This window comes from Lacibacter sediminis (assembly GCF_014168535.1).
Taxonomy (GTDB): domain Bacteria; phylum Bacteroidota; class Bacteroidia; order Chitinophagales; family Chitinophagaceae; genus Lacibacter; species Lacibacter sediminis.
Window position 1 is genome coordinate 2,237,170 of record NZ_CP060007.1, and the last position, 24,921, is coordinate 2,262,090.

General features: G+C 39.6%; 22 protein-coding genes. 12 read left to right on the forward strand and 10 right to left on the reverse strand.

From position 1 onward, the window contains the following. The first annotated feature begins 265 nt into the window (after window positions 1–265). Window positions 266–823 (forward strand): C40 family peptidase, encoded by a 558-nt coding sequence (locus H4075_RS09595; RefSeq protein ID WP_182806270.1) that lies wholly within the window; start codon window positions 266–268, stop codon window positions 821–823. Here H4075_RS09595 and H4075_RS09600 read toward each other — a convergent pair. Next, the gene (locus tag H4075_RS09600; RefSeq protein WP_182806272.1) at window positions 809–2,206 is read right to left on the reverse strand and encodes a sensor histidine kinase; all 1,398 of its coding nucleotides are present in this window, start codon (window positions 2,204–2,206) and stop codon (window positions 809–811) included. The genes H4075_RS09595 and H4075_RS09600 overlap by 15 nt on opposite strands. 115 nt (window positions 2,207–2,321) lie before the next feature. Then, a complete protein-coding gene (locus tag H4075_RS09605) occupies window positions 2,322–2,762 on the reverse strand; it encodes a nucleoside 2-deoxyribosyltransferase (protein WP_182806274.1) in 441 nt (146 codons plus the stop codon). Between the two features lie 426 nt (window positions 2,763–3,188). On the opposite strand from H4075_RS09605, the gene H4075_RS09610 reads away from it, so the two are divergent. Further along, window positions 3,189–5,585 carry a TonB-dependent receptor gene (locus tag H4075_RS09610; RefSeq protein ID WP_182806276.1) on the forward strand — a complete coding sequence of 799 codons (2,397 nt, stop codon included), beginning with the start codon at window positions 3,189–3,191 and terminating at the stop codon, window positions 5,583–5,585. A 5-nt stretch (window positions 5,586–5,590) separates the two neighbouring features. On the opposite strand, the gene H4075_RS09615 is transcribed toward H4075_RS09610, so the two are convergent. Then, entirely contained in the window at window positions 5,591–6,088 is a 498-nt protein-coding gene (locus tag H4075_RS09615; protein ID WP_182806278.1) for a deoxycytidylate deaminase, read from the reverse strand. Window positions 6,089–6,508: 420 nt separating this feature from the next. Here H4075_RS09615 and H4075_RS09620 point away from each other — a divergent pair, with 420 nt between their 5' ends. Next, window positions 6,509–8,527 carry a T9SS type A sorting domain-containing protein gene (locus H4075_RS09620; protein ID WP_182806279.1) on the forward strand — a complete coding sequence of 673 codons (2,019 nt, stop codon included), beginning with the start codon at window positions 6,509–6,511 and terminating at the stop codon, window positions 8,525–8,527. A gap of 88 nt (window positions 8,528–8,615) precedes the next feature. Here H4075_RS09620 and H4075_RS09625 read toward each other — a convergent pair whose 3' ends face one another. The 3 genes from H4075_RS09625 to H4075_RS09635 all read right to left on the reverse strand — a co-directional run bounded on the left by H4075_RS09625 (window position 8,616) and on the right by H4075_RS09635 (window position 12,813). Next, window positions 8,616–10,181, reverse strand: a complete 1,566-nt coding sequence (locus tag H4075_RS09625) for a M20/M25/M40 family metallo-hydrolase (protein WP_182806281.1) — start codon at window positions 10,179–10,181, stop codon at window positions 8,616–8,618. A 131-nt stretch (window positions 10,182–10,312) separates the two neighbouring features. Beyond that, window positions 10,313–11,551: a TraB/GumN family protein gene (locus tag H4075_RS09630; protein WP_182806282.1), complete on the reverse strand. Its 1,239-nt coding sequence runs from the start codon at window positions 11,549–11,551 to the stop codon at window positions 10,313–10,315. A 26-nt stretch (window positions 11,552–11,577) separates the two neighbouring features. After that, window positions 11,578–12,813 (reverse strand): MFS transporter, encoded by a 1,236-nt coding sequence (locus tag H4075_RS09635; protein WP_182806284.1) that lies wholly within the window; start codon window positions 12,811–12,813, stop codon window positions 11,578–11,580. A gap of 269 nt (window positions 12,814–13,082) precedes the next feature. On the opposite strand from H4075_RS09635, the gene H4075_RS09640 reads away from it, so the two are divergent. After that, complete coding sequence (locus H4075_RS09640) at window positions 13,083–14,870, forward strand: hypothetical protein (protein WP_182806286.1); 1,788 nt, start codon at window positions 13,083–13,085, stop codon at window positions 14,868–14,870. A 91-nt stretch (window positions 14,871–14,961) separates the two neighbouring features. Here H4075_RS09640 and lpdA read toward each other — a convergent pair whose 3' ends face one another. Continuing rightward, window positions 14,962–16,368 carry a dihydrolipoyl dehydrogenase gene (lpdA, locus tag H4075_RS09645; protein ID WP_182806288.1) on the reverse strand — a complete coding sequence of 469 codons (1,407 nt, stop codon included), beginning with the start codon at window positions 16,366–16,368 and terminating at the stop codon, window positions 14,962–14,964. A 353-nt stretch (window positions 16,369–16,721) separates the two neighbouring features. Between lpdA and H4075_RS09650 the strand changes: the two genes are divergently transcribed. The 3 genes from H4075_RS09650 to H4075_RS09660 all read left to right on the forward strand — a co-directional run bounded on the left by H4075_RS09650 (window position 16,722) and on the right by H4075_RS09660 (window position 18,621). After that, a complete protein-coding gene (locus H4075_RS09650; protein WP_182806290.1) occupies window positions 16,722–17,420 on the forward strand; it encodes a MotA/TolQ/ExbB proton channel family protein in 699 nt (232 codons plus the stop codon). A gap of 12 nt (window positions 17,421–17,432) precedes the next feature. Continuing rightward, on the forward strand, window positions 17,433–17,846 hold the full coding sequence (locus H4075_RS09655; protein ID WP_182806292.1) for an ExbD/TolR family protein: 414 nt from the start codon (window positions 17,433–17,435) through the stop codon (window positions 17,844–17,846). Window positions 17,847–17,919: 73 nt separating this feature from the next. Next, the gene (locus H4075_RS09660; protein ID WP_182806294.1) at window positions 17,920–18,621 is read left to right on the forward strand and encodes a hypothetical protein; all 702 of its coding nucleotides are present in this window, start codon (window positions 17,920–17,922) and stop codon (window positions 18,619–18,621) included. 14 nt (window positions 18,622–18,635) lie between these two features. Here the strand turns inward: H4075_RS09660 and prmC are convergent, their stop codons facing one another. Continuing rightward, on the reverse strand, window positions 18,636–19,529 hold the full coding sequence (gene prmC / locus H4075_RS09665; protein WP_182806638.1) for a peptide chain release factor N(5)-glutamine methyltransferase: 894 nt from the start codon (window positions 19,527–19,529) through the stop codon (window positions 18,636–18,638). Between the two features lie 50 nt (window positions 19,530–19,579). On the opposite strand from prmC, the gene ribD reads away from it, so the two are divergent. The 3 genes from ribD to H4075_RS09680 are packed head-to-tail and all read left to right on the forward strand — an operon-like array spanning window position 19,580 to window position 22,185. After that, window positions 19,580–20,644: a bifunctional diaminohydroxyphosphoribosylaminopyrimidine deaminase/5-amino-6-(5-phosphoribosylamino)uracil reductase RibD gene (gene ribD / locus H4075_RS09670; RefSeq protein ID WP_182806296.1), complete on the forward strand. Its 1,065-nt coding sequence runs from the start codon at window positions 19,580–19,582 to the stop codon at window positions 20,642–20,644. A 1-nt stretch (window position 20,645) separates the two neighbouring features. Continuing rightward, entirely contained in the window at window positions 20,646–21,530 is an 885-nt protein-coding gene (locus H4075_RS09675; RefSeq protein WP_182806298.1) for an EamA family transporter, read from the forward strand. Between the two features lie 52 nt (window positions 21,531–21,582). Continuing rightward, window positions 21,583–22,185, forward strand: coding sequence for an IMPACT family protein (locus H4075_RS09680; protein ID WP_182806300.1), 603 nt, complete (start codon window positions 21,583–21,585; stop codon window positions 22,183–22,185). A gap of 93 nt (window positions 22,186–22,278) precedes the next feature. On the opposite strand, the gene H4075_RS09685 is transcribed toward H4075_RS09680, so the two are convergent. Then, complete coding sequence (locus H4075_RS09685; protein ID WP_182806302.1) at window positions 22,279–23,040, reverse strand: YdcF family protein; 762 nt, start codon at window positions 23,038–23,040, stop codon at window positions 22,279–22,281. A gap of 92 nt (window positions 23,041–23,132) precedes the next feature. Between H4075_RS09685 and H4075_RS09690 the strand changes: the two genes are divergently transcribed. Both H4075_RS09690 and H4075_RS09695 read left to right on the forward strand, forming a co-directional pair. After that, complete coding sequence (locus H4075_RS09690) at window positions 23,133–23,630, forward strand: hypothetical protein (protein ID WP_182806303.1); 498 nt, start codon at window positions 23,133–23,135, stop codon at window positions 23,628–23,630. 75 nt (window positions 23,631–23,705) lie between these two features. Beyond that, complete coding sequence (locus H4075_RS09695; RefSeq protein ID WP_182806305.1) at window positions 23,706–24,203, forward strand: hypothetical protein; 498 nt, start codon at window positions 23,706–23,708, stop codon at window positions 24,201–24,203. Window positions 24,204–24,207: 4 nt separating this feature from the next. On the opposite strand, the gene H4075_RS09700 is transcribed toward H4075_RS09695, so the two are convergent. Then, a complete protein-coding gene (locus H4075_RS09700; protein WP_182806307.1) occupies window positions 24,208–24,852 on the reverse strand; it encodes a L,D-transpeptidase family protein in 645 nt (214 codons plus the stop codon). Between the last annotated feature and the right edge of the window lie 69 nt (window positions 24,853–24,921).

The following is a 24,921-nucleotide window of genomic DNA, read 5'->3' on the forward strand; positions in this document are numbered from 1 at the left end:
TGATTTCAAAACTAAAGTAGTATCTTCTTTCATTAATTCATAGCTTTCTTTAAATGATTTTTTGCACAAGTGATAACTTGATAATATGAGCAAATTACTTTCTTCATGTAAGCTTCCTTTTTCAGACCAATTAAATAATAAAGCAGAATGAGCTTCGAATAGCTTATATTGATTTGTGGTATTGATCTTTTTTGTGCGATTTAGCTATGCTTGCTTTTTAATTACTTCAATCAACTGTAATTATTTTCAAAAAGATACACATCAGGTGAATTCTGTTGATACTGTTGTTACGCCAACTCCGGAGAAAGTTACAGATGACGCTCAAACGAATTTTGTTGATTCCTTTTCAAGCAACAATGTGCAGAATGATTTTGTTGATACTGGAAATGAAGTGTCACCCGGGCAACTCCTGGCATATGCAAAAACCTTAATTGGTACGCCTCACAAATATGCATCTGTTGATCCTGCAGAAGGGCTGGATTGCTCTGGTTTTATTACACATGTATTCAATCATTTTTCGATCAATGTTCCCCGTTCGTCAATTGATTTCACGAATTATGGCACGACTGTTAATCTTGCAGATGCAGAAACGGGTGACTTAATTCTGTTTACCGGAACAGATACTTTATCTGAAGTAGTTGGACACATGGGTATTATTACAGAAATAGTGGATGGCGAATTGCAATTCATTCATTCAACTTCAGGCAAAGCATATGCTGTCACCATCAGTAAATTAAATCCGCATTACAAAAAGAGGTTCGTTAAAGTGATCCGTATTTCATATGCTCTTACCGGTAAACTTGAAGGCTTAGAGATTTTTTGAAATGCTGAAAAAGAACGTACTTCCTTTTCCCTTTTGCGATTCAAGCCAAATCTCGCCGCCATGGCGTTCAGCAATTTTTTTACATATGGCTAATCCTATTCCTGTTCCTTTGTGAGTTGAATTTGAATGTAAACGCTGAAAGATCACAAAGATTTTTTCAAAAAATTGTTCGTCTATACCCAATCCATTGTCCCTAACGGAAAATATCCAGTGGGTTGCAGTTTTGGTTGCAGCTATATGTATTTGCGGAGCTGCCTCAGTTCTGTATTTCATAGCATTGCTGATTAGATTTTGAAACAGTTGCGACATTTGTATGCTGTTTGCTCTGACTACAGGCAGGTTGTTAAAAAAGATTCCTGCAGTTGGTTCATTCAGATCTTCAATAAATAACTTTTTGATCTCACTGATTACATCTGCTGTATTCACTTCATGGTATTCTATTGCAGTTATACTTGTTCTGGAATAATTAAGCAAATCGTTGATAAGGGTCTTCATTCGCTTAGTACCATCAACGGCAAAATGGATATAAGTTTGTGCTTTTTCATCTAACTGTCCTTCGTACTTCTTTTGGAGTAAGCCCATGTAAGAAGATACCATTCTCAGCGGCTCCTGCAGATCGTGTGATGCAGCGTAGGTAAACTGTTCCAATTGTTTATTGGTGTCATTCAGTTCTTTGTTCTTAACTATTAATTCTTTTTCGATCATAATCAGATTGTTGATCGTTTTTACAGCATACACAGCAATGGTGCTTAGTAATAAAAGAATCAACAGGATATTAACCAGCAAAAGATAACCTTTTATATCTCTTGCCGTTTCGCCAAGTGCATTTGAAAAAGCACTTTCTTTTTCGGAGAGTTGCGAAGAAAGAAAGTTGATCTCTTTTGTAAATACTGTTTTTTGTTCTGCTGACAAAGTGCCGGCTTCAATTTGTGCATGAACATTGTTTCCGATCGTATCAAATTGATTGATCAAAGGTTCGGCTGAGGCCCATATATCGATGGCTTTTTTCATAAACGGTGCGTTATGAAAATTTTTAAAGAGCCAGATCATATCGGGGATGTCATCCGGATGATTTTTGCCGGTAATAAAACCCTGCCTTGCAATTTCATCAGCCTGTTGAGAGAGTAGAGCGTTTCTTGCTATGTTGTCACCTTTCGGTACAGTAATTGATTTATTAAATGCATGCCAATACCCAATATTCTCCGATTCTACATAGGTAACGAGGTATAAGGACGCATCTTTTTGTCCTTTTGAATATTCAGACTCACCATTGATATAAGCTCTTGCAGCTGAGAGTACTTTTATTGTATAAAAATTAGTCACGATCAGCAAGAGCGAAACGAAAAAGATAAAGAGCAGTAGTAATGATTTTTGTTTTTTCATGGTTGCTTTTGGCCAACCCTAAGATAAGTGTAATACTTGCATTGTGCAAGAGCGCCAGCTGTTTTTACTGGAACACTTACTACTTATAAAGCTGTAGCGGAAATCACTTAACGCATTAAGAAATTTGCGAAGTTGAAACCACTGCTGCAGGTTCTGTAGCGGCAATAATTTCTTTAATGATCAATACAAGTTGTTTTTGCAGATCATCGGTGTTTTTATAGATTACCCGGTGGTCACTTGCGCCTGAAAGAGTAGTGGAGTGTTCTGCTTCTTTATGACGGAGATAAACAACGGGTTTATTTTTTGCTTTTGCGTAACCGGCTTCAATACCAATGCCGATACCTTTGTGCGATGTTTCAGCGATCAACAGATCACACTGTTCTAATTCAGCAAGTGCCGAACGCATCATTTCTTCTTCCTGTGATTCTTCAAATTTGTAATGATCAACAAAAACAAATGACTCTATCTGGTGTTCTTCAAGAACACTCATAATTGCAGTGATGGCGGTGTTAAGACTCCTGCGTCGTTGGTAGCTGATGGAGATATAGGCTTTCATACATCTGCAAAATACGGATTGTGGGTGATGATTTTGGTTTCTGAACGATCTGGTCATGCAAAAAAGTTAGTCACATAGCTGGGGAAAACCTGAAACAAGAGTTTGTTAGCCTGAAACTTTCTGAAAGCAACGGATTCTCAGCTGAATTAAACGGTTTTCCATCATAAAATAGTAAGCATTGCAACCATTTTCTGCTTTTACAAGAAGTGGAAATCAATTTCAATGTTCTGCATTACTCTGGCTGATTTGGCTTGATAGATGTGGCTTTTTTGAATAAAGCATGCTTTGCTGAACTTTCTGCAAATAAGATTGTTTGAGTGCGGGTGTTTCAAATGGATAGAGGGTAAACGGAAGCCTTTGTTTTTGTTTAACTTACATATTCTTTTTTGTTTCCGGCCGAATTGCATTAATCGATAAACAGCTATAATGAAATTACGCTTGCTCTTATTTTTATTCACTGCTTGTGTTATAAAAGCACAGGTAAGCACAGCTCAACAATTTTCCATCAGTGGGTTGGTTAAAGACGAAAAAGGGAAAGCTATCGCACTTGCAACTGTGAGTGTTTACAAAACAGTTGATTCGGTTCTTCTTACTGCAACTGCAACAGATGATAAAGGCAGGTTCAGTGTTAACTTAAATGCAGGTGTTTATTATTTAGCTGTAACATTTCTTTCGTTCCAGGAAAAGAAAATAAGCAATGTTACGGTTGATAAAAATATAAATCTTGGAACAATTGTATTACAGGAAACGGTAAAACAAATGTCAGAGATCGTCGTTACATCTGATAAGAAGATGATGGAGTTGAAACTGGATAAACGTATCTATAATGTAAGCCAGGATGTAAGTAATATTGGTGCAAATGCATCAGAGATATTAGCGAATATTCCTTCAGTCACTGTTGATCCGGATGGTAATGTAAGTTTAAGAGGCAGCGAAGGTGTACGTATCCTGATCGATGGAAAACCATCTGCACTAACTGGTTTACGCAGCACGGATGCATTGCGTAATCTGCAAGGCGCCATGATTGAACGGATAGAGGTGATCACCAATCCATCTTCACGTTATGATGCGGCCGGTGAAACAGGCATTATCAATATTATTCTGAAGAAAAATAAAACAAGAGGCTTCAACGGAAATTTTACCGGAACCGTTGGCTATCCATCTAATTTCAGCGGAGCATACAGCATCAACTATCGTACACAAAAGATGAATTTATTCTCCAGCTTTGGAAGTAACTACAGGCAAAATCCGGGCAATGGTTCTTCCACGCAAAAGTTTAGCAGTGCAGATACAAGTTTTATGTACAATCAAACGCAAAACAGAACAAGGCGTGATTTCTCCCTTAATTTCATGGCTGGGATCGACTATTATATTTCATCAAATGCAACTTTCACGGGTTCGTTTTTAATTGATGGAGGCAGAGAAAATAATCTCAATAAATTGCTGTATGAAGATTTTAACAGTATTGGGTCGTTAACCGGCAGCAGCGAACGGATAGATGATGAAACAGCTACGGAGCGTGATACAGAGTTGTCTTTAAATCTTACAAAGAAATTTCCCGGAGAAAAGGAGCGTGAATGGACAACCGATTTCAAATGGACGAATAGTGGCGAGAAAGAAAGTTCTGATTATAGCCAAACATTTTCTGATGGCACCAAGCCTTTGTCTCAACGTTCTGGCAACCCTGCATACGAAGACAATCTTCTGCTTCAAACAGATTACATTCATGGATTTGGTAAAGATGGAAAATTTGAAACCGGTTTAAAAGGAACCATCCGCAGAATCACGAATGAATTTTTAGTGGAAGAACAGGATGTAACTGGTAATTGGATAACACTGCCTGCATTTGATAACAATATGGAGTTTACGGAGCAAGTATATGCTGTATATGGTTTGCTCGGCAATAAAATAAAAGATTTTTCTTACCAGTTTGGTTTACGTGGCGAGTTAACCATCATGCGTACAGGATTAATAAAAACAAATGAGATCAATGACCGTCGGTATGCGAATCTTTTTCCTTCAGCAAGTATATCTTATGCGATTGATGAAAAAAATACATTGCAGTTGAGTTATAGTTATCGTATAAACCGTCCCAATTTTCGTAACCTTACACCGTTTGCTGATTTTTCTGATGATCGTGTTTACTTTGTTGGTAATCCAAACCTCAATCCTGAATTTACACATTCAATGGAAGCAGGGCATTTGCTGGAGTGGAGTAGTGGCTCGTTGCTTTCGGGCGTTTATTACCGTTACAAAACGGGAGTGGTGGAACGAATCAGAACCATTGATACGGTTACAGGCATCAGCAATATTATTCCTGTTAACCTGGCTACACAAAAAGAACTGGGTATTGAAATGACATTTGCTGTTACTGCAGCCTCATGGTGGAAGATCAACAGTACCGTTAATTTCTTTCGAGCAGTTGCGAATGGAAAGTATGAAAATACTGAGTTGAACAGCGAAACAGTTTCGTGGACAAACCGCACCACTTCACGTATGACATTTTTTAAAGACCTCGATTTTCAAGCTTCTGTCAATTATCAATCGCCACGAATTACCACGCAGGGTAAAACGTTGGCTATTTATTCTATTGATCTTGGCTTAGTGAAAGATGTTTTTAAAGGCAAGGGTACACTTACATTCAATGTGCGTGACCTGATGAACAGCCGCAGAAGAAGAACCGTTGTTGATATTCCCGGATATTATTCAAACTCTGATTTTTTATGGCGGCCACGGCAAATGACATTGACACTTAACTTCCGCATCAATCAACAAAAAATCCAACGTGATGATGACGATGATAACAATAATATTGATGGATAAATAAATTACACGTCCTTCTCTTCAAACGACAGTTCAATTTTAGAGATATGAACTTCAACTTTACGATACTGAACACCTGCAGTATCAAGCATGCGCCTTGATGCTAATGAAGTATCGCTGCCATTATATTTATCTGACAGATAAATTACTTCTGTAATACCTGATTGAATAATTGCCTTCGCACATTCATTACAAGGAAACAAGGCGGTATAGATTCTGCAACCGTGCAGATCCATACCAATGTTATTAAGAATGGCATTCAGCTCTGCATGACATACATAAGGATATTTTGTTTCCAGGAAATCGCCTTGCTTATCCCATGGGAATTCATTGTCGTCGCAACCGGCAGGTAAACCATTATAACCAGCTCCAACAATTTTGTTTTTGTTGTTGACAATACATGCACCTACCTGTGTCGCCGGATCTTTACTTCGCTTGGCAGAAAGAAGGGCAACGCCCATAAAATACTCATCCCAGGATATATAGTTCGTTCGTTTGCTCATTTTAATTAAGTGCAATGTTTAGTTTGTTTAAGGCCGTGAAGTTAACGTGAAACGTTGTGTTTAAACAAACCCCAAGCATCATGATTTACAGTTAAGGAAATATTGGAATAAAAAAATCGAATAACGCAAAGGGAAACAACTACTTACACACTATTCGTATTTTTACCAAGTAGTTTGTCTATTTACCTCGCCACGAATTTTACTAGTTTTACATCGAATTAGTAAGTGTTTATATCTATCCAATCCCAATGAAAATGAATATTTCCTCAGAGTTTTCTCTTATTCAGTTTCATAAGTATTTACGGGATTCGATTAAAATGAACAAACCGAAAGGTTGCTGATTACGTAAGAAAAAATCGTATATCAACTAGTTGTTCATCGTATCAACACGTAAGAATTCAGTAATTCTAATCTGTACTTATGAAACATTTTTTACCCGTACTTTTCTTCTTTGCAATTAACAGCTCCGTTGTTAACGCACAATTATCAAATGGTGGTACACTTGCCAATTTTACGATCGATGCCGATACAAAAGTCGGCTATGCAAAATTTGGTACCACAACACTCCTTGCCTACAATAATGACGATTGGTTTTTACCAGCTTCATACCCGGGAACCGGGAAAGGTGTAATTGACACAACCGGTGCATCAGCTTTTAGAACAAGATTGATGGCAGGTGATAATATTTCTTTCAGTCGTAGAATGAATGTGGTGAATAATACTGTTGTGAATGGCAGAATATGGGTTGATGGTTTGTATGTAAGAGATTATTCAGGTAGCATAGTTGGTTCTACTTACACTTACGACAGCACAACCTTTGGTAATGCCGCAAAAAATGCAGACAACCCTAATACCGGCTGGAATGTAAGTACTCAATCAATCCCACCTAAAAATGATTTGATCGACGGGTTTGCACATTTACGCAGAGATGGGAGTTCCCCAAGTGATTCTTTATGGATGAATTTTGGCATCTCTACGCTGGGTGTGTTAGGTTCTCGTTATTATGATATTGAACTTTTCAAAAAATCATGTGTGTATAACAGCACGACCGGTTTATTCAGTACAAGTGGAACTGAAGGTGGTCACTCAGAATGGAAATTTAATGCCAGTGGTCAAATTATACAAACTGGCGATTTGATCATTTCTGCCACATTCAGCCCTGGTGCTGCCCCAATACTCGATATCAGGATCTGGGTTTCTTCAGCAACGTATAGTACAGTAAATCCTGCTTTCTTTAATTTCAATTCGAATTTCGATATGCCATCCGGCGGCAGTTATGGTTATGCACAAATTGTTTCAAACGCAAACACAACAGCCTTTGGTGCAGGTACATCTAATTACAGTGCTTTAGGTCTTACAGATACTACTTATGCTACACCATGGGGTACCACCACCTTTAATTCGACAAATACACAAAGAATTTGGTCTTCAAATTTTGATCAATTGCAGTTTGTTGAAACAGGAATTAATTTAACACGTATTGGTTTAGATCCTTCATTGTATACAGCTTTAGGTATGGGACAATGTTCGCCTTTGTTTAATTCTGTTTTCTTTAAATCACGTTCATCTGCATCATTTACAGCAAATCTGCAGGACTTTATGGGTCCCTACGATTTTGGAGCATTGCCTGCAGCCTCAACTGTTGCTGCGTCTTCTAATTTTCCTGCATTGTGTCCTAACAACCCGGTAAGTACACTCTTTGTTAATAACCCGGTTAGTTCCTCTATTTATGAATGGAGTACACCAAATGGCAGTATTTCAACTAACCCTGCAAGTGGCACAGCAATCGACATTAGCGGTCCCGGTATTTATTATGTTGCCCAACGTTTATTCAGTGGATGCGAAGTTTATGCAGTTGACACTATCCAGGTAGTATACACATCGGGTAGTTGTTCAATTCTGCCTGATACGAAAATAGAGATCAACGGAAACGCTCGTGGCAATAAAGCTATTGTTAGCTGGAAAGTGGAGGATGAAATGCTTTCTTCAGCGAGCAGGTTTGTTGTTGAACGAAGCATCAATAATTCAAATTATGTAACTGTGACGGAAATTAATGCCGACATGAACAAAACAGTTTACTCAATTGAAGACGTTCTTTCAGCACAGGCTACCGGTTACAATTACAGAATAAGGATCATGAAGAAAGATCATTCAGTTGCTTACTCTTCTTCTATTTTAGTTAAGACTAAACAGACTGATTCTGAACTGAGCTTTTATCCAAACCCAGCGCAACATGAATTGAATTTGTACACAGGTGCAGCAGTAAAGAATGCGCAGGCAGTTATTTACGATATGTCGGGTGCAGTACTACAACAAAAGAATTTTTCAGGTAACAATCTTAATATGAACGTAAGCACGCTTAAACCAGGTGCTTATTATTTAAAAGTGCAGCAAAAGGATGGTGGGGTTGCTAAGATGCACAAGTTTGTGAAACTCTAATCTGTTTCTGTTGATTGATAGTTTGATTTGGTTAAATAAAAAATGGTCTTGTTTCAACAAGACCATTTTTTTTTGTTTTATGAGATTTTTATTGTCTCACCGGTGCTGGTTTCGGCATTTCTTTCCGGGGTAATTTCTCAGCTCGTTGAGCTGTATTGTAAACAAAAGTTGCAACGATGGTGGCCATTTGTTTCAGATCATCTGGTACTAAGTGATCGTAGCTGTCCATAGTTGTGTGATGTGTACGTGTATCATACTCGATCTCATCCTGGATGAATTGAAAACCGGGAATACCTAATTCATTAAATGAAATATGATCAGTACCGCCGGTGTTTTGCAACGTGAGGGTAGAAGCACCTACACTATGAAATGGTTCCAGCCATTTTGCAAAAATCGGTTGCACGGCGCTGTTACCTTCGAGGTACACACCTCTAATCTTACCTGTTCCGTTATCAATATTGTAATAGGCAGAAATTTTTCCCTGCTCCGGTTTTACATCTTTTGTTACACGATCACCCACATTGTTTTTGATCCATCCACGTGAACCAAGTAAACCTTGTTCTTCGCCACTCCAAAGCGCAATACGAATTGTGCGTTTTGGTTGAAGATTCAATGTTTTGAAAATGCGCATCACTTCCAGCATAACTGCACAGCCGCTTGCATTGTCTGTTGCACCGGTTGAACCTTGCCAGCTGTCGAGATGTGCACCCAGCATCACTACTTCATCTTTCAATTTCGGATCAGTACCTTTTATTTCACCAATTACATTATAACCTTTCACATCGCTGCCTGTAAACTCCGATTGTACATCGAGATCTAATGAAACAGTTGTGCCCATATTCACCAATCGGTTGATGGTCTTGATATCTTCAAACGAAACAGCTATTTCAAGAACAGAAGGTTTGCCATTGGTGAAATCAACACGATTACCTGCAGGGCCTTGTACGAAAATTGTTCCGTCGTGCGATGCAGGACTGCTTGTTAAGTATGCTGCAGCTCCTTCTTCGGTGATCATCTGTTTGATAAGCGTATTCAAACGTTGTGCTGCTCCAAACCTTGCAAAGTTTTGCTGATTGCCACCGGGACCCTGCGGTTGCGGATTAGGTTTAAAATCAGCCATTTTTTTTAACTCATCGTCTGTATAACGATTTGCATCAGGTTTAAAACTGTGTTTGTATTCATCAACACGATTCACCAATACAACTTTACCCGCCAGTTTTCCTTTGTATTGAGCCAACTCGGTTGAGTCTTTCACATTGATCACTACTACATCTGCTTTCACCAAGCCTTTTGTGCTTTGTGTCCATGTTTTTGGAAAGGCCATGATCGGTTTGTAATAGGGAGCTGTCATAGCAATATAACTTTTCTTCAATTGCCAGCCTTGGCCAAAATCGCCCCATGCTTCTAACCCTGCTTTATCGGCACCCCATTTTTTCAACTGTGTTACTGCATAATTTGCTGCACGGAAATAACCGGGGGAATTGGTGAGACGTGGACCGCTAACATCAGTAAGATGAAAAGCAATATCCATGATCTGCGAATTGGCAGTGCCTTCTTTAATAATCTTGTTAATGATGTCAAGATCAGTTTTTTCATCCTGTGCCTTTACTGTTAACGCTGAGGTTACCAGCAAAAAGAGCAAGAGTTTTCTCATATTATTTTGTTTGAAGTGAAGAGATGCCGCTATGGCGGTTTATTAGTGGAAAATACAGATAGCCTGCGAGAAAACAGACAGAATCTTAGTAACGGCGTAATACAGGTGTATGCGGCTGCGCTTTTACTGAATCACTCTTTATACGGAATAGTGGCAGGTGATTGATTATACAGGATCAGGATTTGAAAAAGCTGAATAGTTGTAACAAGGGTTGGGTCTTCGCTGAGCGTAAACTCATCTGATTGAGAAAAGGGAGTTGCTTTCCTGTTTAAATGGAAGAGATATGCTTTGTTTGAATCAAAGAACGGTTCCAGCAGATTGAATTCTTTAACAGCACCGGATAAAGAACCGTTTGTGATCTTTGCATTAATGAATGGTTTCTTTTTATTGTCTGTACCAACAATATTGTTTCTGTTTGGCAGCATTGCTTCACCACCATTATATACACTCATAAATGATACAATGCCGTTCACAGCATTTAGTTTTCTTAAGATCGTAGCAAAACGTGGGTCTTCCGGAGCATCTTGTTGCTTTACATGAAAGCTGCCCATGATGCCAATCACTTTTTTCTGCTTAATACCGTAGCGTTCTTTTGCGTAAAGAAAATTTTGATACATCACGGAATCACGCAGGTCATTTCGTTTGCTGGTTGCGATATAAAGCCGTTGATGAATATTGTCAAGCAGGTGTTTTACATTTTCATAGTTATTGCCAAGCCATTTTTTATAGTTGATGTTGTTCTTGTTGAAAAAGGAATAGGCTTCATCAAATTTACTGATGAGGATTTTTGCTGTATCATTCACCGGGTCCATCTCCATGAATAACTTTTTATGATCTTCAGGTATTGAAGTAAGTGCTTCCCGTTTCAGAAACAGAAGAGCATCACGATAAGCAAAATCAAGATCAACGGTTATGATCTGCAGTTTATCTTTTTCTGGTAGTGATTGATTAAAGCTATACAACTGTTGAAAGAACTGAAACAATTGTTTATTAAAGTAGAATGTATTCGGGTGAAAATGAAAGAAGCTGTCCAAAAGCCGTTCATTGCCTGTAGTGAGATAACGGTTGAGATAGATCTGGTCGAGAAAACCCAACTCCAGTAAAATGAACCGCAGGCCTGTTTTTTTCTGCAGATAACGGATCATGTCAAATTGCAGTTCGGTATTATATTGCGCACCATGACCTTCACCGATAAGGAACAGTTGATTTTTCAGCAAACTCTTGTCAAATAGTTTTTCAGGATCGGCAAAGCGGTTGTTCCATACAATGGCATTTTTCTTCAGATACTCCTGCTGCGGTAATGCTGTTTGGGTAAAAGATACCGTAATGAAAAAATTGACAATGAGAAAAATGGTTAAATGCTTTTGCATCAGCTAAAGTTAGCAATTGTATTTTTTTATAATTCTACAAAATCTAAATCTTTAGCAAATGTTTCTTTTGTTTTACTAACGGAGTAAATGCCAATGGCAAGAATGATAACGCCTGTGACCCATGCGCCTGTTACATAGTTATTAAACACAACATTGCTTCGTAAGAACTGAAATAATAATAACATCAGCGGCAGAAAACCACGCACCAGATTTGGAACTGATACTGCTACGGTAGACCGTAAGTTGGTGCCAAACTGTTCGGCACTCATCGTAATATATAAAACGGAAATACCGGAACCAAAGCCAAGCCCCATGCAGATGAGGTACATGTTAAATGCACTGCCGCCTCCTCTTAAAACAAAGAACAACAGAATAAAGAAAGCAGTAATACCATAAAAGATGTACAATGTTTTCTTCCGGCTTTTTAAATAGTTGCTTAAAAGTCCGGCACCCATATCGCCAAACACCAAGGCGACATACTGTAACATCAATGCTTTTGGTTGATCGAAACCGGCAATGCCGAACTGCTTGGCAAACTCATCGGAAAAACTGATAATGATACCGATGATGTACCAAACAGGTAAGCCAATGGTGATAGCCCGCAGGTAACGCACAAAACGTTCTTTGTTATTTAGCAGCATGAGAAAATTGCCACGGGGTGTGTTGTCTTTTTTTACAGCTGCAAACATGTGGCTCTCCAGAAAACCTACCCGCAAAAATAAAAGAGCCAGTCCCATGCCGCCGCCTATAAAATAGCAGAGCCTCCAGTTTTCATCGCTCAGGTAATGAATAAAATAAGCAGTGATGGTGCCAAACACACCGCTTGTTGCAATGATAGCAGCAGCAATACCTCGTTTTTCTTTTGGCAACAGTTCACTTGTTAAGGTAATGCTGGCGCCTAATTCACCGGCTAAGCCTAATGCCGCAATAAAACGTATCCAACGGTATTGCTCAACATCTGTTACAAATCCATTGGCAACAGTTGCCAGCGAATACAATAAGATAGAACTGAAGAGCACACTTTTTCTTCCTTTCTTATCGCCCAGTATTCCCCAAAGAATACCGCCGATGGTTAAGCCGAGCATTTGCCAGCTCAATAAGTTTTCACCAATGTTTTTTAATTCGTTTTCAGGAACGCCTAATTCAGTGAGGCTTGAACGCCTCGTGATATTGAACAGCAGGAGATCATAAATGTCAACAAAGAATCCTAAAGCGCCAACGATAACAGGTAGGGAGAAAATGCCGTATTGTTTTGGTTGCATGCAAACGTGATTTGAAACGGAAGATAAAATATTCTGTTGAAGTAAGTCTCTCCGGGGTTTAGTAGATATGGATGTGAATTATCACCGATGTTTAAAACTGAGCTGACGAAGATCATCTTTTGATCAGTTTACTGTCAGTTGTTTCAAAACCTTACTACTGATCATACAGGATACTTTTGCGCTAGCAAAAAAGTTGGTCAAATCGAACCACTATTTATTCATCACTATCCAAAAATTTCAGGCCGGTTTTCGTCTGTTTATTTCAACTCATGAATTATTCTTCTCCGCACAGGTTTCATATTCCCGTAATGGGATTGGCATATACTGTTGATAGTCCCATTAAAGTTGCACGCTTCGGCATTTCATCCGTTATTTCCATTGTGGAAGACCGGTTGATCGAAATGATGCGTAGTCATTATTATCAAACAGCGAATCTTCCTTACACACCTATTGCTGTGCATGAAGAAGATTACAGGGCAAAGCGAATTACCGATTATCTCAACCTTGTAAACGCAATTGTGCAGGAGCAGGTAGAGAAATTGAAAACAGCAGCTTTTGAAAAAGGCTCGGAGATCATCAAGTATTTTGAAATGTTGCCGGAGGATAGTGCGTTGAAACAACTATACAGGCAGATGATAAAGTTAAATGATCAATCTGAAAAAGAAAAGATCGAAAGTTATCTGCGTTCGCAAATCGTTCCCGGTACAATTGATGTAAACATCATGACCAAAGTTGACCGAGAAACATTCACTAAAGAAGGAACATTGGTAGAAGATGGATCGGACGCTGTTGCTGCACTACGTGGATTTGTAAAAAGTAATCTCAGCAATTCATCGGTGATCTTTTCTGCAGGAATGAATCCACGTTTGTACAACTACCTTGAACATTGCAAAGAGCTTGATGCAAATGAAGAAGCTGTGTTTACTAAGAAAGTGGTTGTAAAAGTGAGTGATTACCGCTCTGCATTGATACAAGGAAAATATTTAGCGAAAAAAGGTATTTGGGTAAGTGAGTTCAGAATTGAATCGGGTTTGAATTGCGGCGGACATGCATTTGCCACAGAAGGTTATTTGTTGGGCCCAATTCTTGAGGAATTTAAAACGAAGAAAGAAGAACTGACCAATTCTTTGTTTGAAATTTATAATGCGGCACAACTGAAAAAGAATAACCGCAGTTTTGAAAAGGCGCCTGCAATTGTTTATTCTGTGCAGGGTGGAATAGGTACATATGAAGAAGATGTTTTTCTGCATCAGCAATATGGTATTGAAAGCACTGGTTGGGGCACACCGTTTTTGTTAGTGCCCGAAGCCACAACTGTTGATGATGAAACTCTGCAACTCTTATGTGCAGCAAAAGAAAAGGATGTGGTGCTGAGTGGCAACTCACCGTTGGGTGTGCGTTTCCATTACCTCAAAGGAACAAGTTCGGCTAAAGAAAAAGCAGCAAGGATCAGCAATGGAAATCCCGGCAGCCCTTGCACTGAAAAACATTTGTCGTTCAATACAGAATTTACCAAAGAACCCATCTGCACCGCTTCAAAAAAATACCAGAAACTGAAACTGGAACAATTAAAATCACTTGAGCTTCCGGGGCCGGAATACGAAAAGCAAGTGCAGGAAGTGCTGGATAAAGAATGTTTATGCGTTGGTCTAAGTAACTCTGCTGCTATTAACTATCAGCAAACTTTTGTAAAAAAGCTGGAAGCGGTAACAATTTGTCCCGGCCCGAATATCGCTAATTTCTCCAAAGTGGTTTCATTGCAAACGATGACAAATCATATTTATGGCCGTGAAAATATCATGGAAAATAAAAACCGGCCGCACATGTTTATTGCCGAGCTGAATTTATATATGAACTATCTCCGTGAGCAATTGGCAGATCGTGCAGCAATTGAGCAAGATGCAAAAAAGAAAAAATACATTGCTTCTTTCTGTACTAATCTTCGGGAAGGAATAAACTACTACCGCAATCTTACTACCTGCGCATTGAATGGGAGAGAAGCATTTGAAAGCGCATTGCATAAAACTGAACTGGAACTGGATGTTTTATTGTGTTGATTCAATATCAGTGAAAATCAAAAGCCCCGACATTTCTGTCGGGGCTTTTTTATCTTTTGAATCAAATCAATTTTATTCCTCGTTCAAACTCTTAAATATCAATCGCTTCACCATAAGCAGCAGCAGTTGCTTCTTTCAACGCTTCGCTCATAGTTGGGTGAGGATGTACACCGTTCAATATCTCGTGATAAGTTGTTTCAAGTTTACGTGCAACAACTACTTCAGCGATCAATTCGGTTACACCGGCACCAATCATGTGTGCACCAAGAAACTCACCATATTTTGCATCAAAGATCACTTTTACAAAACCATCTGTATTACCTGCTGCACTTGCTTTACCACTCGCCATGAACGGAAACTTACCAACCTTTACTTCGTAACCTGCTTCCTTCGCTGCTTTTTCTGTATAACCTACAGATGCAATTTCAGGAGTGCAATAAGTACAACCAGGAATGTTATTGTAGTCCATTGCTTCAGGAGCGTGGTTGTATTTCTTTTCCATGTAAGCAATATGCTCAGCAGCATTGATACCTTCTTTACTTGCAACGTGTGCCAGCGCCTGGCCGGGAGCCACATCACCAATTGCATAAATGCCGGGTACTGATGTTGCACCATATTTATCAACAACAATTCTGCCTTTATCTGTTTTAATACCGTTTTCTTCCAATCCAATGTTTTCGATGTTGGCAACAACACCAGCCGCACTTAATAAAATGTCTGCTTCAAGTACCTGTTCGCCCGCAGCAGTTTTCACAGTAGCTTTTACACCTGCACCAGACGTATCAACTTTTGTTACTTCAGCACTGGTCATAATAGCAATGCCTTTTTTCTTGAACTGCTTTTCCAGTTCTTTCGAAATATCTTCATCTTCAACAGGCACTACACGTGGCATAAATTCCACGATTGTAATTTTTGTACCCATACTGTTATAAAAATCAGCAAACTCTACACCAATGGCACCACTGCCCACCACGATCATAGATTTTGGTTGAGTTGGTAACACCATTGCTTCACGGTAGCCAATGATCTTTTTACCATCCTGGGGCATTGAAGGCAATACACGACTACGGCCACCTGTTGCAATAATTATATATTTAGCTTCAACTGTTTGTTTACTTCCATCTGCAGCAGTTACTTCCAGTTTGCCTTTGCCGGCAACTTTTCCGTAACCCATGATCACATCAATCTTGTTCTTCTTCATTAAAAAGTTAACACCCTTGCTCATTTTATCGGCCACACCACGGCTGCGTTTTACCACACCGCCAAAATCGTGTTTAACATCGTTGGCAGAAATACCATAATCGGCACTATGTTTCATGTATTCATACACCTGAGCACTCTTCAACAAGGCTTTGGTTGGAATACAACCCCAGTTTAAACAAACGCCACCAAGGCTTTCTTTTTCAACAATTGCAACTTTAAAACCAAGCTGTGAAGCACGGATAGCAGCAGGATAACCACCGGGGCCACTACCAAGAACAATTACATCGTATGCCATACAAAGAATTTGAAAATTTGAAAATGCAGTAATTTGAAAATTATCGGCTGCGAAGGTAGTTGAAGTGGGGGAAATAGCAAAAGGCAAGAAGCTGCTGAATGTTAGCCGATAGTCCATAGCCTGTAGCCGGTAGTTAGTAGTAAGGGCCGGAGTTCTTTTCCCACTTCCTACTACCCAATAACCACTATCGGCTCTGTTTTAGCTTTCCTCTAACACAAATCGTTAAAACATGGACGCATATTTGACTGTGGAAAATAAACAGTGAAAGCGCACGTTTAGATGCTTTGCAAGATTTACATTTGACCGTCGCAACCTTTTAGGAATGTGACAATTACTAAAACCATTGAACAGATATGAATTTCTTTCTTCTCCAGGTTCAGAATGCAGTTGATACCTTAACCAATGCAGCAACAACACAGGTAGTACCCAAAAAAGAAATGCATCTCATCGATCTGCTGATGCAGGCCGGTTGGATCATGATCCCTTTGTTATTGTTGAGCGTGGCCACCGTGTATGTGTTTGTTGAACGCTGGCTGGCCATTAAAAAAGCCACTGAAGTGGATGGTAATTTCATGAACATCATTCGTGATAATATCCTTAGCGGCAACGTAACAGCAGCACGCAACTTTGCCCGTAACACACAAAATCCAGTTGGACGTATCATCGATAAAGGTCTGCAACGTATTGGCAAGCCCATCGATTCTATTGAGAACAGTATGGAGAATGTGGCCCAGCTGGAGATGTATAAACTGGAGCGTAACGTCAACATCCTTTCCGTGATCTCTAAAGTGGCGCCCATCTTTGGTTTCGTGGGTACACTGGTTGGTTTGATGCAACTCTTCTTTAATATTAATGCCACCGGCGAATATGAACTGAGTACCATTGCCGGCGGTATCTACACAAAACTGATTACATCAATCAGTGGTCTGGTGATCGGTTTGATCGCTTACCTGTGCCATAACATTCTGCATACGCAGGTGGAGAAAGCATTGAATAAAATGGAAGCATCAGCTGCCGATTTTCTTGATGTATTGCAGGAACCAACCCGTTAAACCAACTCACGCATGAATCTCAGAAAGAAAAGAGCAGAATCATCGGAGGTGTTTACAGATGCGCTGAACGATATCCTGTTCATCCTGTTGATGTTTTTCTTAATTGTATCAACACTGGCTAACCCCAATGTGCGCAAAGCATCATTGCCAAAAGCCAAAAGCAATACCCGCAGTAAGCAAACGGTGGTGGTAACCATTGATGCCACCAATCATTTTTATGTTGGCTCCAAACCTGTTGATCCGTTGCTGATGGATACAACGCTTTCGCAAATGATCAGCGCTAAACGCAACAGCGGAGAAGAAGTAAGTATTGTGATCAATGCCGATCGTAACGCCACCATTGAAAGTTTTGCTGCAGTTCTCCGTGCTGCCGATCGCTTGGGTGTGAAGGCGGTGATGAGTGTTGATAAGAAAGGAGTGCAGTAAAGTACAAAGTGGGAAGTTGAAAGTACGAAGTATTCAAATGCAGTTTCGCCGATAAAATTGATACATCTTACCGATGAATAGAATACCTATATGCACATATAACTCTTGCAAGTCTGCACTTACATTTTTGTTATTGTTTACTGCTATTTCGGTTGGTGGGCAAACTGTAAATAATACTGTTTCAATTTATAATGCGAAGGGCGATACAATGTATTCTGATAAATCGAATGCAATAGCGGTTGTATCCGATAGTAATGTAAGAAAACAGATGATGATCACGGTAAATCAGGGAAGGATTTTTAGCCCTGATAAACAAATATATCTTGTTGATAGTTTAAAAAATGGCAGGGTAGTGGTTTCTGCCTACAATGTTAACGAAGGGAAAAAGATGTTACTTGCAAGGGAAAGCTACATCGTAGTTACTTCCCCTGAAAAAATTGTTTATGATGGATACGGTATTGAACATGGCTTTAATCTTCTCGGATATTATACAGGAAATATTCCGGTATCTATGTTCAAAAAAATTGATCGAATCAGTTTAACTCCAGGTCTGGACTTGGTTAGTGCCGTAGTTTACATAACCGTCGATAAAGAATTTGCCGAACCATATTACACAATAATTTCGTCGGCAACATTTCCTGATTACTTGTTGAGTGCATGGGCTAGAATAAAAGCAGGATATAGTGTGATTTTCGATGAGGTTAAAGTCAAAGATCAACAAGGGAATATCATAGCATTACCCAATAATATCGCATTTAAGGTGACTGCAGATTGACAACCTAGTGCTATTTATTTTTCACTGCTCACAAATGCTTTTATCATCCGCTCATTCCCACTCATATCATTCCTCAATTCAACAGTAAATCCTTTTTGCTGAAATAATTCAACGGTTTCTTTCCCCAACTGCTGATTGATCTCAACATACACAGCTCCGTTTGACTTTAGATGATGCAATGCAAAGTCAGCGATCTTTCGATAGAACAACAATGCATCTACATCAGGTACAAACAAAGCTTTGTGCGGTTCAAACTCCAGCACATGTTTACTCATCGTGTTTGCTTCTGTTGTTTTGATATAGGGTGGATTGCTGACGATGATATCGTATTTCCTTAGTTCACTCCATTTGCTCTCATCCAAAAAATCAAGCAATTGAAAGTTGATCTCTGCTTCGTTGTTTACAGCATTAATTGTAGCTGTGTGTAATGCTTCACTGCAAACATCAATGGCTGAGACTTCTGTTTCGGGAAGGTTTTTTTTGAGAGCGATGGGGATGCAGCCACTGCCGGTACCGATGTCGAGAATGGTGAGTGGTGAATAGTTAGTGGCGAGTGAGGCTGAATCCTGTACCACGTACTTCGTATTTCGTACTTCCCTGATGATCCAATCAACTAATTCTTCTGTTTCCGGTCTTGGTATCAACACAGTTTCATTTACTTCAAACTTCAACCCATAGAACCAGGCTTCGTTCAATACATATTGTAGCGGACGATGAGTGAGCAATTGTTGCAGAATGCGATCAATCTTTTGGGTTTCTTCAGCTGGGATGTTCTCTTGTTTGAGGTGATACAACTTCTTTTTACCTACATGTTCAACTACTAAAGCAGCCATCGCTTCAGCTTCAGATATTTCATGTACAGCAGTTAATGCTTCCCGTAAGTGTTGGTATTGTTCCTGCCAAGTCATACGCAAATCTACCTGCTTCTTCCGAATCCGCTATTTTTGCAGCCTTACAGATGATCACCGACGAACAATATATGCAACGCTGTATTGAACTTGCCCGTAAAGGCACAGGTTCGGTTGCGCCCAATCCCATGGTTGGGGCGGTGTTGGTACATGGTAGCGAGATCATTGGCGAAGGATGGCATCAACAGTATGGCGAAGCCCATGCGGAGGTAAATTGTATAGGTGAGGCTGTTCAAAACGGCCAGACCGATAAATTTCAACAATCTACTTTGTACGTTTCACTCGAACCCTGTGCCCATTTTGGTAAAACGCCGCCCTGCAGCGATCTCATCATCAACCACAAGATCCCGAAAGTGGTGATCGGTTGTCGAGATCCGTTTAAAGAAGTGGATGGCAAGGGAATTGAAAAACTGAAAGCTGCTGGTGTGGTAGTGATCGTTGATGTGTTGAAAGACGAATGTATTGATCTCAACAAACGGTTCTTTACGTTTCACCGGCAGCAACGTCCTTATATCATTCTCAAGTGGGCACAAACAAAGAATGGAATGATGGCTTCTAAATCGTCGGAGCGATTGTTGATCAGTAATGAAATGACCAACCGTTTGGTACATCAATGGCGCAGTGAAGAAGCTTCTATACTTGTAGGAACAAATACTGCTTTGCTTGATGATCCGCAACTTACCAACCGTTACTGGCCCGGCAAACAACCTGTTCGTTTGGTGCTGGATAAACAATTGCGGTTACCGAATACATTAAAACTGTTTAATGATGAAGCAAAAACCATCATTTTTAATTCAATAAAAAATAGTGAAGAAGTGAATGTGCGATACTATCAATTGCCAAATGCCGAAACCGTTCCTGCTTTATTAAATGCATTATATCAACTCAACATTAACAGCGTAATTGTGGAAGGCGGTGCGCAACTGCTGCAAAGTTTTATTGCTGCCGGTTTGTGGGATGAAGCAAGAATCATTACCAACGATCAACTAACTGTCGATAATGGATTAACAGCACCACAATTGATCAATTCCGTACAAACAGGCGAACAACTTATCGGTTCAGATAGAATTGGATACTTTATAAACTCATCATTCATTACTCATCACTCATTGTAATATGCTTTTATTGTTGCTCGGTAGTATTGTCTTCAGTTCATGGTTAACATTGTCGTTTAAGCTTGTTGAGAAGTTTGGCATCAATACATTCCAGGCAATTGTATTTAACTATATTACCTGTGTTATTACAGGTTCTTTTGTGAATGGAACTTTTCCTATTAACAAAGATGTAATGGGCGAGGAGTGGTTTCGCTGGGCCATGTTGATGGGCACTATATTTATTTCATTGTTCAATGTAATTGCCAAGACTGCACAAACAATGGGTGTAGCTGTTGCATCAGTTGGAAATAAGTTGTCGCTGGTAATACCTTTTTTGTTTTCCATTTACCTGTATAACGAAGAAGCCACAATTTTTAAAATAGTTGGTGTAGTTGCAGCACTGATTGCAGTAGTGCTTACCTGCTGGCCAGCACCCGGACATGTTGAACCTTCCGGCAAAGTAGTAAAGACAGCCTATTTTCTTTTGCCGGTGATTTTATTTGTTGCCAGTGGTTTGCTCGATACAATGATCAAATATGTTGAAACAACTTATATCAACGAAGAAAATCAAAATGCATATCTCATCAGTGCATTTGCAGCAGCTGCGTCTATTGGAATTATCAGTTTAGTTTTCCTGTTTGCAAGCGGACGGATAAAGTTTGAACCAAAAGCTGTTCTTGCAGGAATCATCATTGGTATACCGAATTATTTTTCGATCTGGTGCCTCATGGGTGTGTTGAAAGCATTTGCAGGAAACAGTTCTGCCATCATCCCCATCAATAATATGGGCATCGTGTTATTCAGTACGGTGGCGGCATTTTTAATGTTCAAAGAAAAATTGACCAAACTTAACTGGATGGGAATTGTATTATCCATTGTTGCTATTGCATTAATTGCCTATGGATAACGTTGCTCATTGTTAAACTCCCATTCACAATTCACCATTGACTATTCACTACATGAACGAAGAATTTTATTATACCATTGCCCAACCTGTTGTAGCCGAGTTTAAAGACCGGGGTAGTCGTTTTCTGGCCTATGCTTACCCGCTAACTTCGGTTGATGATTTTAAAGCAAAGATGAAGTTGCTGAAGGAAGAACATCCAAAAGCGGTGCATCATTGTTTTGCGTATCGGTTAGGTGTTGATGGCAATACATTTCGTGTGAGTGATGATGGAGAACCATCAGGCAGTGCAGGCAGGCCCATTCTTGGACAGATCGACAGCAAGCAGCTTTGCAATGTGCTGGTGGTTGTGGTGCGATACTTCGGTGGCACTTTGTTAGGTGTGCCAGGTTTGATCAATGCGTACAGAACAGTTACATCGCTGGCTTTGCAAACAACGCCCATCATTCAAAAGCAAATTGAAGTGAACTATCAATTGCACTTTGATTATACACGCATGAACGATGTAATGATCATAGTAAAACAATACAATTGCACTGTTATAAAACAAGAGCAGAATTTATTCTGTGATGTTGAGATCAGTATTCCTAAAAACAGGTTGGAAGAAGTGTTGTTTAAGTTAGGGGAGATGCATACGGTGGAGACAAGAAAGTTGTAAGTTCAAGGTTCTAAGTTGTAAGTCGGTCCCTGCTTGCGGTTTGTTCCTTGGATTTTGTTTTTTGGATTTTCTTCCTTGAACCTTGTGTCTTTGTCAAGCTTTGCCCGTCATCTTATACACCAGTAACCCAACTACTTCTTTCAAATAATTATCCCATCCCTGAAATGCATGATGCGACGGTGTAACAGATTCCCAGAATAGCTGCGGATTATTGATCGACGTAAAGTTGCAGGGGTAAGCAACGGTGTTCAATCCCACTTTTGTAAACACCTGCTGCGAACGTTTCATGTGCATCGCCGAGGTTATGAGCAGGTAAGGACCTTTCAACTGCAATGAATCAAGTAGTTTTTTTGAATAAACAGCATTCTCATAAGTATTGCGGCTTTGGTTCTCGCTTAATATATCCTCTTTCGCAACGCCCATCAACAACAATTCTTCTTTTACAAAATCCGCTTCTTTATATTCCTGTCGTAACACACTTCCGCTGCCACCTGTAATCAATATTTTTTTGATGTGCCCTAGTTTGTATAAACGAACGGCCTGTATATAACGATCGCTTGCGCCGCCGTAAAAACCCTGTTTGCTTTTAAATTCAAACGAAACAAAACCTGCCAGTAGAATACCTGCTTCATATTTTTCACCTGCAGTCAATATTTTTTGCTTTTCCTGCCAGCTAAGCGAAAGTTTATGAATGATGTATGGGTTTGAAAAAAGCAGGAACCAACTGATGCAGAAAATAAGCCGTCGGCGTTTTCGTTGCTGGTCTTTTGTAAAAAAAGTGATCAGGACAAAAATGAGCAGCCAGTTAAAGGGCGAAATAAAAATGGACAGAAGTTTCGATAACAGAAAAAACATGCCGTGAAGATAAAAATTTCCTGTTGCCGGCAAAGAAAGCTGGGTAAAACAAACTTTAGCAGGGATTTTGCAGTAATAAAGAAAAATATTTTATGAGACAGACTGCGGTTCTGCTTGTATTCCTGATCACTGGTGTTGCAGCATCAGCTCAATTAAAAGTAAAGCCTGATTGCGGGGTTTTAACGGTTGATGTATTCAAAGGCTGGATCAATGAAACCAAACCTAATGCCGATCCTGAGCAAATAAAAACAAAGCTTCCTTGTTTTACTTTTTCCGAAAAAGAAGCGCCTTCCTCTACCTGTGGTGGTGGGGTTTACCTGGATGATAAAGGTGTTCGTTTTTATACGCAACGTGATTACATTGTGATCAACGAAAAATTCAAAGGGAAATTTACAGCGCCTGTAATGGGTGTTAAAAAAGGCGGATTGTTTACAAGGTTCGGTAATCCCAAACTAAAAGATGCTAACTGGGAAGCCTATCAAATGGCTTATGGAATCATGATCGTTTATTACAATGCAAAAGGCGTTGTAAACAAAGTGATCATCAGTACCAAAACAACTGATGATATAGATCTCTGCACTACTAATTAACCCTTATTGCGTAAAGCTTCATTTGTTCAATTGAGACTTATACAGGAGATTTGCAGCATTCTTAAATTAGTTACTATGAAATATGCTTTTCTTCTGTGTGCAGTTTTACTGACTGGTTCTGCGGCAACAGCCCAATTAAAAACAAAGCCAGATTGTGGCGTTATCACTGTTGATGTGTACAAAGGCTGGATCAATGAAGCAAAGCCCAATGCCGATCCTGAACAGATCAAAGCCAAGCTACCATGCTTTACTTCAGCCGATAAAGAAGGAAACGAATCAGGTTGTGGTGGCGGTGTTTATTACGACGATAAAGGCATCTGCTTTTACGTACAACGTGATTATGTAGTGATCACAGATGCATTCAAAGGAAAATTCAGTGTTCCGGTTTTGGGTGCCAAACGAGATGATCTGTTTGTACGCTTTGGTAATCCTAAAATGAAAGATGCCAATTGGGAAGCGTATCAAATGGCCTTTGGCATCATGATCGTTTACTATAACATGAAAGAGGTGATCAACAAAGTTATCCTTAGCACTAAATCAATGGATGAAATTGATCTGTGCAATATCAACTAAGCATTTATTTCTGAATAGTAACGATCGTACCTGTTTGTGCATAACGGGCAAGATCGTCAATATGTGTATTCTTGAGTGAAATGCATCCGTTGGTCCAGTTGTAGTAACGGTCAATAAAATAATCGTTACCTCTTTCAACACCATGAATGCCTATCCCGTTACCAACATTTGCATTTGCAGGGATAAGTCCATTCTTTTTGCGGAGTTTGTATTTGATCATGCTTTCTGTTGTTGGATAATCCAGCATCAACATCTTTCTCCATAGTTGATGTTCTTTAGCATAGGTAATTTTGAACGAGCCTTCGGGAGTTTTGCGATCGCCCTGCATAAATTTATCTTCCAACGGTTTCAGACCAAATACAACCGGGTATGCAGCCAGTAATCCTTTGCTGTCGTACACACGCAATTCAAAATCAGATTTGTCAATGATAATGCGAACTGTTCCTGTAGCTGTACCTGCAGGTCGGTAATATTTTTGCATGGGACGAATGCCGGTCTTGTCAACATTTGTAGTTGATGAAGCGGTGGATTTGTAAACAACCGGTGTTGCGTTTGTTGTTTCCGGAACAGATGCGGCCGGACTTGAATTGGTTGAACAGGCCATTATAAGCACTGTAAACAGTAATAGTACTGATGTAAAAAGTTTCATAGCATATTTTGTTTAAATAAAGCAGTTGAAACGGTTTTACAGTGCAGAAGGAGGGTATCGAATCAATGA